At 39.9% G+C, this 8,768-nt stretch carries 13 protein-coding genes; 10 read left to right on the forward strand and 3 right to left on the reverse strand.

Annotation, left to right across the window (positions count from 1 at the left end):
• The first annotated feature begins 169 nt into the window (after window positions 1–169).
• Together CDZ78_RS10315 and CDZ78_RS21910 are read left to right on the forward strand one after the other, a co-directional pair.
• Window positions 170–1,021 (forward strand): Na/Pi cotransporter family protein, encoded by an 852-nt coding sequence (locus CDZ78_RS10315; RefSeq protein WP_087869939.1) that lies wholly within the window; start codon window positions 170–172, stop codon window positions 1,019–1,021.
• Window positions 1,018–1,161 carry a hypothetical protein gene (locus CDZ78_RS21910; protein WP_167374250.1) on the forward strand — a complete coding sequence of 48 codons (144 nt, stop codon included), beginning with the start codon at window positions 1,018–1,020 and terminating at the stop codon, window positions 1,159–1,161. The genes CDZ78_RS10315 and CDZ78_RS21910 overlap by 4 nt, the downstream gene beginning before the upstream one ends.
• Window positions 1,162–1,311: 150 nt before the next feature.
• Here CDZ78_RS21910 and CDZ78_RS10320 read toward each other — a convergent pair whose 3' ends face one another.
• Window positions 1,312–1,719, reverse strand: coding sequence for a hypothetical protein (locus CDZ78_RS10320; protein WP_087869940.1), 408 nt, complete (start codon window positions 1,717–1,719; stop codon window positions 1,312–1,314).
• A gap of 75 nt (window positions 1,720–1,794) precedes the next feature.
• Here CDZ78_RS10320 and CDZ78_RS10325 point away from each other — a divergent pair, with 75 nt between their 5' ends.
• Window positions 1,795–2,595, forward strand: a complete 801-nt coding sequence (locus tag CDZ78_RS10325) for an undecaprenyl-diphosphate phosphatase (protein ID WP_087869941.1) — start codon at window positions 1,795–1,797, stop codon at window positions 2,593–2,595.
• Here the strand turns inward: CDZ78_RS10325 and CDZ78_RS24070 are convergent.
• On the reverse strand, window positions 2,554–2,868 hold the full coding sequence (locus CDZ78_RS24070; protein WP_307190485.1) for a Smr/MutS family protein: 315 nt from the start codon (window positions 2,866–2,868) through the stop codon (window positions 2,554–2,556). The genes CDZ78_RS10325 and CDZ78_RS24070 overlap by 42 nt on opposite strands.
• 310 nt (window positions 2,869–3,178) lie before the next feature.
• Between CDZ78_RS24070 and surE the strand changes: the two genes are divergently transcribed.
• The 7 genes from surE (at window position 3,179) to CDZ78_RS10365 (ending at window position 8,203) form a co-directional block, all read left to right on the forward strand.
• Window positions 3,179–3,922, forward strand: coding sequence for a 5'/3'-nucleotidase SurE (surE, locus tag CDZ78_RS10335; protein WP_087869943.1), 744 nt, complete (start codon window positions 3,179–3,181; stop codon window positions 3,920–3,922).
• A complete protein-coding gene (locus CDZ78_RS10340; RefSeq protein ID WP_087869944.1) occupies window positions 3,919–4,578 on the forward strand; it encodes a protein-L-isoaspartate(D-aspartate) O-methyltransferase in 660 nt (219 codons plus the stop codon). The genes surE and CDZ78_RS10340 overlap by 4 nt, the downstream gene beginning before the upstream one ends.
• Window positions 4,579–4,761: 183 nt before the next feature.
• Complete coding sequence (locus CDZ78_RS10345; RefSeq protein ID WP_087869945.1) at window positions 4,762–5,133, forward strand: helix-turn-helix domain-containing protein; 372 nt, start codon at window positions 4,762–4,764, stop codon at window positions 5,131–5,133.
• Entirely contained in the window at window positions 5,133–6,434 is a 1,302-nt protein-coding gene (locus tag CDZ78_RS10350) for a type II toxin-antitoxin system HipA family toxin (RefSeq protein WP_087869946.1), read from the forward strand. The genes CDZ78_RS10345 and CDZ78_RS10350 overlap by 1 nt, the downstream gene beginning before the upstream one ends.
• Window positions 6,435–6,780: 346 nt before the next feature.
• Window positions 6,781–7,248: a hypothetical protein gene (locus tag CDZ78_RS10355; RefSeq protein ID WP_140413993.1), complete on the forward strand. Its 468-nt coding sequence runs from the start codon at window positions 6,781–6,783 to the stop codon at window positions 7,246–7,248.
• A gap of 21 nt (window positions 7,249–7,269) precedes the next feature.
• On the forward strand, window positions 7,270–7,509 hold the full coding sequence (locus tag CDZ78_RS23720) for a phospholipase effector Tle1 domain-containing protein (protein ID WP_087869948.1): 240 nt from the start codon (window positions 7,270–7,272) through the stop codon (window positions 7,507–7,509).
• Window positions 7,490–8,203 (forward strand): phospholipase effector Tle1 domain-containing protein, encoded by a 714-nt coding sequence (locus CDZ78_RS10365; protein ID WP_167374251.1) that lies wholly within the window; start codon window positions 7,490–7,492, stop codon window positions 8,201–8,203. Before CDZ78_RS23720 ends, CDZ78_RS10365 begins: the two co-directional genes overlap by 20 nt.
• A gap of 50 nt (window positions 8,204–8,253) precedes the next feature.
• On the opposite strand, the gene CDZ78_RS10370 is transcribed toward CDZ78_RS10365, so the two are convergent.
• The coding region (locus tag CDZ78_RS10370; RefSeq protein WP_167374252.1) for a DUF502 domain-containing protein at window positions 8,254–8,768 on the reverse strand (515 nt) is incomplete at its 5' end.

The raw sequence follows: 8,768 nt of genomic DNA on the forward strand, positions 1-8,768 counted from the left end.
TCACGGCTTGTGTTGCCTTGTTAATGATGCAACAGTTTATTATGGCGGTAGATTATCTTGCCCGGATTGTACATATTGCAGAAGATGATTACACGCTTAAGCTGGCTATGTTTCATTCTTTATTTAATATCACCGGGATTCTTTTATTACTCCTTTTATTAACAAATTAGTGCAGTTTATAGAATATATATTAAAAGGAGAGGTTGTTAGTGTAGATAAACCCGAGTATTTAAATGCTGCTGCCATGGCATTTCCAGATACAGTTGTATTAGCGGTTCATCAAGAAACCTTACGTTTATACAGACATGCACGACATATTATTTTAAAAACATTAGGGTTGAATGATAGTTATGTTTCTTCTACTCAAGATTTGCAGCAGTTACTTCAGCAGTCGAAGATAAGCGATACATACGATATTGAGACCGCATATGAACGTAATATCAAAGGAATTTACAGCGCTATTATTGCCTTTATTAGTCAAGCTAGTTTTACCTGGGAAATGCAGCAATCCGGACGTTTATACTGGTTACGCGAGGCAAGCAGGCATATTGTAGAGGCGGTAAAAGATAGCAAGCATTTACAAAAGAACCTACTATTGATGAGTAACTCGGGTAACCCTTCTGTAAAACAAGAATATGACAAAATTCGCTATCAGATAGCTGAGCTATTCAAAGAGTTAGATGGCATACAAAATCAGGTGGAGCAGGGTAGTAGTGATATTAACCTATTATCATTTGATGTTTTTAAAGCAAAAATCAAAGAACAAGATCAGCAAATGAATGCCAGAATTGATTGTTTAATCCGTGAACATAAGATAACTCCTGAAGCAGGAACTTCGCTGATTAATGATAGTACTTATATGTATGAAATAAAAAAGCATTTAGTGATGATGGCAGAAACTTTATTTGTGCAGCAGGAAGAAAAAATATCCCAGGCTCAACGCGAGTTAATTCTGGATGATAATGAATTAGTTAATGTCATAGAAACACGAGACAAAGACTTAAAGGGTGTAGAAAAATGAGCAAAAAAAAGTTACTAGAAAAACTACAGGAATTCTTTGATGCTGATCAGCAAGAAAAAATTAAACATATAGAGGAAATCAAGAAAGTTCTGAAGAAATTAAAGCAAAAAGAAAGAAAAATCCAGAAAAACTTGAACTGAGTGAGAATGCTGAAAAAGTAGTAGAATTACAGCAGGAGTTAGATATTATTTATGCACAAAGAATGAAAGGTGTAAAAGTTGTTAAAGAAATAAAGTGATAGCTTACCCCAATGTTCGATTGCATTGAGGTAAGGCCTGTTTTTATTGGGATTATTTTATAAAACAACTACTCTCTGCATAGGCTTCAGCTTCTTTTAGGCGTGTGCGTAAATCCTTAGAATGAGCTGGGTCACGGAAGACAGCGCCATTTTCACCGGGTGTACTGCGTAACATAGTGAAGGTTGCGGCTGCTTCATATTCTGCAAAGGTTAATTTCTCAGCGATCTTATCGATTTTGCAGCCACAGGCATACTGGGTAACATAATCGAGTTTGCCGCCATGTTTCGCTATGCAGTTAAAGACATAATCAACACGGTCGCGAGTTGGGTAATTATTCATGACAACGGTTTCTGTATCAATAGGCTCAATTTCAGCTGGCTGTTTAGATAGGGTAGAGCAGCCTGTTACTAGAGCTGCGCTAATAGCTAGAGCACTAAGGGAAATAATTTTTTTATTCATAATATTAAAAACCGAAGGTTAATCAAGGTAAAATAGGCGTTCATTTTATCACTGTTTTTTATAATTGGATTATTAATGGATATTTTGCAGGCAATTGCTTTAGCTGTGTTACAAGGATTAACAGAATTTTTACCAATTTCCAGCTCGGCTCATTTGATTTTATTGCCAGTAATAGTCGGTTGGGAAGACCAGGGGTTGGCATTTGATGTGGCAGTGCATGTGGGAACATTAACGGCGGTGGTTTTTTATTATCGTAAAGATTTGGCAGTAATTATTACTGCTTGGTTTGGTTCTCTAGTAGGGAAAGGTTTTAATGATGAGGCTAAGTTAGCATGGTATGTTGGCCTGGGAACTATCTCAGTGGGCTTGGTCGGGATTAGTTTGTCGGATGCTATGCAAGAATCCTTACGGTCACCGTTGGTGATTGCGGCAGCAACCATCCTATTTGCTCTATTGTTATGGTGGGCAGAAAAACGCGCAAAAGAGCAGCGAGTGACAGTTACTTTTCTGGATGCAGTGATGGTCGGTTTGTTTCAGGCCATTGCTCTTATTCCAGGGGCCTCACGCTCTGGTATTACTATCACAGCCGGTTTATTATTAGGCTTAAAGCGCGAGTATGCGGCTAAATTTTCCTTCTTATTATCGATTCCGGTGATTGCTTTAGCTGGTTCCTTAAAGGTGTTGGAGTTGTATCAATCTGATGTAGCCGTTATCTGGAGCTTTATGTTTATCGGGGCAACAGTATCTGCTATCGTGGCTTATCTAACGATTGCCTGGTTCTTGAAATTACTTGATAAAGTCGGCATGATGCCATTTGTCTGGTATCGTTTGGTATTAGGTGTCGTCTTGATCGGCGTATTTTCCGGACAGGCGTAGTAACACAAAAACAGCACCTGCGCCGCCATCTTTTTGAGCTGTCGAGCAAAAAGCTTGAACTTCCTGGTGTTGTCTTAACCAGATATTTAGATCATTTTTTAATACGGGTAAATTATTTTCCGAACGATAGCCTTTGCCGTGAATAATACGTACACATCGGCAGCCATCTTGCTCGCAATAATGTAAAAATTTAACTAATTCTCGTTTGGCTTCAGCACTGGTCAAGCTATGTAAGTCCAGTTCAGCATCTAAACCATAATGACCACGACGCATTTTTTTCAGAACATTTTTTTGTAGGCCCGATGCGGTATAACTGAATGTGTCCTCTGCATATAAAGCATTTACCGGTTCGCTCTGTGCGAGAGTTAACTTATCTGCAAACTGCGTTGTTTTTTTCTTAGGGTAGGGTTTAGGTTTTTGTGTAGGTACGACACTACGTTTATCCGATTTAATGGGTGTAACTTTTCCTATAGCCTCAAGAAATAAATCGCTATCTTGTTTTTTTCTGATTTATCGGTCACGTTAGCTGAATTTTGCTGAATTAATTGATAATATTAACACTTTTATAGACAGTAATAAAAAAATGCATATTCTGCTGAGTAATGATGATGGATATTTAGCGCAAGGTCTTGTTGCGCTAGCTGATGGGCTGCGATTAGTTGCAGATATTTCAGTCGTTGCGCCTGATAAAAACCGCAGTGCGGCAAGTAATTCGCTAACGCTGGAAATGCCTTTACGTGCACAGCAAATGGATAATGGCTTTATCAAAGTTGATGGTACGCCAACTGATTGTGTACATTTAGCTATTACCGGATTGCTAGAAACAGAACCAGATATGGTCTTTGCTGGTATTAATCATGGAGCGAATCTGGGTGATGATGTACTGTATTCAGGTACTGTTGCTGCAGCAACGGAAGGGCGTTTTTTAGGCTTACCTGCTATTGCCATTTCCATGGTCAGTAGCGACCCGCAGTATTTTGATACAGCTGTTAAAGTGGCAGGCATAATTTTACAACGCTTGCTGGAACAGCCCTTGGCAAAAGATATTTTATTGAATATCAATGTGCCTGATTTACCCTGGTCTGAAATAAATGGCTTTCAATCAACTCGTCTGGGTCAGCGGCATAAAGCAGAGCCGGTTATTGAAACGCAAGACCCTAGAGGAAGAACAATCTACTGGGTAGGACCTCCAGGCGCAGAGCAAGATGCTGGGCCAGGTACGGATTTTTATGCAGTCAGTCAGGGCTATGTTTCAGTGACCCCCTTGCAACTGGATTTAACTCGTTATGATATGCTCGATAAAGTAAAGGAATGGTTACCTCGATGAACTCTATACAAGGGATAGGTATGACATCCCGCCGTACGCGTGAACGTATGATCAATCGTCTGATTGATCAGGGCATTAGCAATCATAAAATTCTGGATGCCATGCGCAATGTGCCCAGACACCTTTTTATGGATGATGCTTTAGCCAGTCGCTCTTATGAAGATACCGCGTTACCTATTGGTCATGGGCAAACAATTTCACAGCCTTATATAGTTGCCAAAATGACTGAGTTATTAGTTGATCAGCGACATTTAAAGAATGTACTGGAAATAGGCACTGGTTGTGGCTATCAGACAGCGATGTTAGCGCAATTAATTGAGCATGTTAATACTGTTGAGCGTATTTACCCTTTATATAAACAGGCAAAAGACCGGCTATGGGAGCTTAATATCCGTAATGTCAGCTATCTGCACAGTGATGGCGGCTGGGGATGGGAGCAAAAAGCACCATTTGACGGTATTCTGGTTGCTGCGGCTCCACCAGAAATTCCAGAGAAATTATTAGAGCAAATGGCTGTTGGTGGAATCATGCTAATTCCCATAGGTAAGGAGCGAGGAGTGCAGGAATTGCAACGAGTGATACGTACAGAATCAGGCTATGAAGTAGAGGCTTTGGAACTTGTGAGTTTTGTGCCGTTTTTATCGGGGAGGGGGTGACTAATTTGGTCTATATAAGCAATAACCCGCAATAGTTTGCGAATAATTGGTAAATTAATATCTAATCCGCATAAATGTACTTGTTAAATGTCGTTTATTTATGGGTTTATAGGTATAATCCGCTATAATGAGCGGGTAGTAAGAGAAATAGCTTATTGCCCGCACATTTATACGGATAATATAATGAAAAATATCTTTAAGATTATAGCGTCATCCACTCGGTTTATTCGGCTACAGCGCAACGTCGATCAAGAAAGTGCAGCGAATGAAGCAGGTGTTTCATTGCGTACCCTGCAAAATATTGAAGCTGGTAAAGCAGTAAACTCATCATCTTTATTTGCTTATCTGAGTTACCTTGGTTTGCTCGATAATATGCTCGCTACGCTACCAGACCCAGCTAAGCTAACTCCCATAGAATTATTAAAAAGCACACCTGAGCGGCGTGCGCGTGCCAGAGGAGTGATTAAAAAAAGGGCAGTGTCTACACCGATTAGAAATACTGAGAATAATTTAATAAAAGATAAGGCAGGATTTCAGTGGGGTGATGAAAAATAATGGCGACTAATATCGCAGAGCTTAGTCTCTGGGGAACTCAAATTGGTGCCGTAGTTTGGCACCCTGATTTACAGTATGGAGAGTTTCAATACTCAGCAGCATTGCAAGGCTCAGGGATAGAGCCTTGTCCCATTACTATGCCCGTTAGAAATGAACCGTATGAATTTCGTTCATTAAATAAAGCAACGTTCAAAGGCTTGCCTGGGATGCTGGCAGATATGCTTCCTGATAAGTTTGGTAATGCATTGATTGATCAATGGTTAGTTCGGCAAGGCCGGAATAAAAGTGATTTCAACCCAGTAGAACGCCTTTGCTATATTGGTAATCGTGGTATGGGGGCATTAGAATTTGCTCCATTACTTGGAGCAGACAAGCTTACTGATACCCCTATTAATATTCAGCAAATGGTTAAATTAGCCAGTGATATTTTAACGGCTAGAAAAATTAATATTCAATTGAATAATGAAAAAATTAATGCAGAAGCACTGGCACAAATTCTTGAAATTGGAACATCTGCAGGCGGAGCCAGAGCGAAAGCAGTTATCGCATGGAATGAAACAACTAAGGTAATCTGCTCTGGGAATATGCAGCCCAAGCCAGGTTTCTCGTACTGGCTGTTAAAATTTGATGGTGTTGATGAAAATAGTGACAAAGAACTCAATGACCCTAAAGGCTATGGCCGCATAGAATATGCCTATTATCTTTGTGCGCAAGAAGCAGGTATTGAAATGTCTGAGTGCAGATTACTGGAAGAGGGGGGGCGTGCTCATTTTATGACACAACGATTTGATCGGGATACTGAAGGCAGAAAGCGACATATGATTTCACTATGTGGTATGGCTCACTACGATTATCAAATGCCAGGAGCGACAAGTTATGAGCAGGCATTTCAAGTCTGTCAAAGACTCGATTTACCCATGGATGATAAATTACAGCTATTTCGAAGAATGGTGTTCAACGTTATTATGAGAAACCATGATGACCATACTAAAAACATCAGTTTTATAATGGATCGAACTGGTAAATGGCGGATATCTCCAGCCTATGATGTGACTTATAGTTATAACCCCATAGGGGATTGGACCTCAAAGCATCAAATGAGCATTAATGGAAAGCAGGATGATTTTTCTATAGATGATGTATTGGCGACCGCTAAAATTGCTGGACTGAACAGCTCTAAATGTAGAAAAATTATTAGTGATGTACAAGGTGTTGCGAATAAATGGGAAAATATTGCTCAGGAAGTGGATATAGAGGAACAACGAATTAACGCAATAAAACAGTCGCTTAGAGTTTTGTAATTGAGTGTTGAAAATCTAAGCCCATTTTTCGCTAGTTGCCTTGGTTCGGGTTGTTGTACATCGAATAGATAGACTGAAGTTTTTTCATAAAAGCTAGGGAAAAGCAATGCTCTTTAAAAATAGTATGGCCCTACGTTTTGATTAAAAATATAGGTGATTGTAATCATTAGGTTTTTATTTTTTTGATTCTATCAAAATTGGAAATCTAGTGGATCTTGAGCGAAAAACGCCTGAACATGACTTAGGAATTGATAAACAGTCTTGGCAGGCGTATAACTAAGGGACGCGCAGGGGATAAGTTAGATAACTAGCACAGGATTTATGTTCGTTCAGGACGCAGAGATAGATGCATAGCTGGCTACGCATCTATTTCTACAACACAAAACATGGGTATAAAGACAGGCATGTTGTCGAAGTTATTTCATGCACTTTCCTAAGGAAACTTAATACCTTATTAGATCAGGAGAGCATGATGAGTAATGTGATACGGTTAATAATCATAACGGCTATTTTTATTGGTTTTAGTGGTTGTGCAACGATGACTATTGAAGGCGATGTTCCCAAAACACCGAAGTCAAAGACAGGGACTGAAACAGTACACGGCTCATACTATAATTTTTCCTGGCAATCCCCCGTTGTTTTAAAATGTGATAGTCGTCGTGGGCTGGCGCGTGCTTGTTATCATACTAATGTGGTTTATGCCTTGGTATCAACGGTTTCTTTAGGGCTTTATGTACCGCAAACAGTTCAGTGGTGGTGTGATGGCTCACCCCAAGATGACGATAGTGAAGAAGTATATCATCCGGGTCAATAAATATGGTTTAAGGAGAGTGAAATGGCTAAGGTACGACGCTTAATTATTGGTTGTGACGGTACATGGAATGATACTGATGAAGCTGCTTTGACAAATGTGGCAAAAATATTAAATGCATGTGTATCAACGGATCAAGAGATACATTACGAAGAGGGCGTAGGGACGGCTCATTGGGAGGCATTACCTGGAGGCATATACGGAAAAGGATTAGACCGGCAAATTCTAGGAGCCTATCGGTTTTTTGCGGCGACGATTTGCTGATAAGGGATGGGAAAGGGAGGACAACCAGATATTTATTTTTGGGTTTAGCCGAGGTTCTTATGCAGCACGCCGGTTGGCGGGTTTGATTACTCAATGTGGTATACCTGTTAAAGCGGGGGATCTGGATATTGCCTGGCAGCTTTATTTAAAACAAGATATGCAAAGTACTCAAGCATTAAAAGATTCGGGTCGATTATTTGATGTTTCGATAGAAATGTTAGGTGTCTGGGATACCGTCAAAACAACAACGGATTCAGATTTTCATGATAATTTACTGCCTGAGTCTGTGATTAAAGGTTATCACGCTATGGCAATTGATGAAAAACGCCTGTTTTTTCCTGTTTTGCAATGGCAGGCTGATCCACGTATCATCCAGACCTGGTTTTCTGGAGTGCATTCTGATGTCGGTGGTGGCTATGATGCGTGTGGGCTTTCTGATTGTGCATTAGTGTGGATGATAGATCACGCCTATAAGCATGGAATGAGGGTAAAGGCTAGTGCGGTAAAAAAACTGAAAAAAGATGCTTGTGATACCTTACATGATTCATATGATGGTATCTGGAAAGCTTTTGGTATAAAAGTTCGTTCAATTGCTGATTCTGCCGTAATCGATGTTTCTACGCAAGAGCGGGTAGAAAAAGTGGCAGATTATAATCCGAATAATTTACCGACAGAGCCTAAGTATAAGACGTGAGGCTTTATAATATCTTAGTTTTTTCTGTTTCTCACCGTACTACGTTTTATTCATTCTTGTTTAGAGAGTAGCTTCTTAGAACCCATACCCCATTTAGAGAGGCAGTCAGCGACATCCTGGCTTTTTGCGTTAATTAATGACATTTGTTCTGCTTTAACTATATAAACATTACCAATAGTCAATACGGGTGATGAGGGCACAAAAACTGTCACTAAACCATCATCATGTTCTTCCATGATAAAGCCGAGTACAACAGCACCTGAGCCATATAAATCAACCGTTACAGAGGGGAAAGATTTAGTGTTACTAGAATTACTAAAACCTTTGGCGATAGTGGCAATAATTTCATAGCCCGGAATTTTATTTAAAACTTTCTCTTCAAAGGTATTGAAAGAGAGTGCTTTTTGCACCAGGAGCCCGATGAGAAAGCTGACTAATAACATCACCAGAACGGCAATAACAATCACTAAGGTTGCACCAATATAGGTGTCCAGGCCGAGTGGCTTAGCAACTTTTTCCAAAATTTCAGCTAGCTTAACAAATACAACCCCCACAATAACCAAAG

Source organism: Bathymodiolus platifrons methanotrophic gill symbiont, from assembly GCF_002189065.1.
Classification (GTDB): Bacteria; Pseudomonadota; Gammaproteobacteria; order Methylococcales; family Methylomonadaceae; genus Methyloprofundus.

Coding starts and splice junctions, on each gene's coding strand:
- CDZ78_RS21910 (WP_167374250.1), top strand. CDS start 1,018: ATGAGCAAAAAAAAGTTACTAGAAAAACTACAGGAATTCTTTGATGCT.
- CDZ78_RS10320 (WP_087869940.1), bottom strand. CDS start 1,719: ATGAATAAAAAAATTATTTCCCTTAGTGCTCTAGCTATTAGCGCAGCT.
- CDZ78_RS10325 (WP_087869941.1), top strand. CDS start 1,795: ATGGATATTTTGCAGGCAATTGCTTTAGCTGTGTTACAAGGATTAACA.
- CDZ78_RS24070 (WP_307190485.1), bottom strand. CDS start 2,868: ATGCGTCGTGGTCATTATGGTTTAGATGCTGAACTGGACTTACATAGC.
- surE (WP_087869943.1), top strand. CDS start 3,179: ATGCATATTCTGCTGAGTAATGATGATGGATATTTAGCGCAAGGTCTT.
- CDZ78_RS10340 (WP_087869944.1), top strand. CDS start 3,919: ATGAACTCTATACAAGGGATAGGTATGACATCCCGCCGTACGCGTGAA.
- CDZ78_RS10345 (WP_087869945.1), top strand. CDS start 4,762: ATGAAAAATATCTTTAAGATTATAGCGTCATCCACTCGGTTTATTCGG.
- CDZ78_RS10350 (WP_087869946.1), top strand. CDS start 5,133: ATGGCGACTAATATCGCAGAGCTTAGTCTCTGGGGAACTCAAATTGGT.
- CDZ78_RS10355 (WP_140413993.1), top strand. CDS start 6,781: ATGCATAGCTGGCTACGCATCTATTTCTACAACACAAAACATGGGTAT.
- CDZ78_RS23720 (WP_087869948.1), top strand. CDS start 7,270: ATGGCTAAGGTACGACGCTTAATTATTGGTTGTGACGGTACATGGAAT.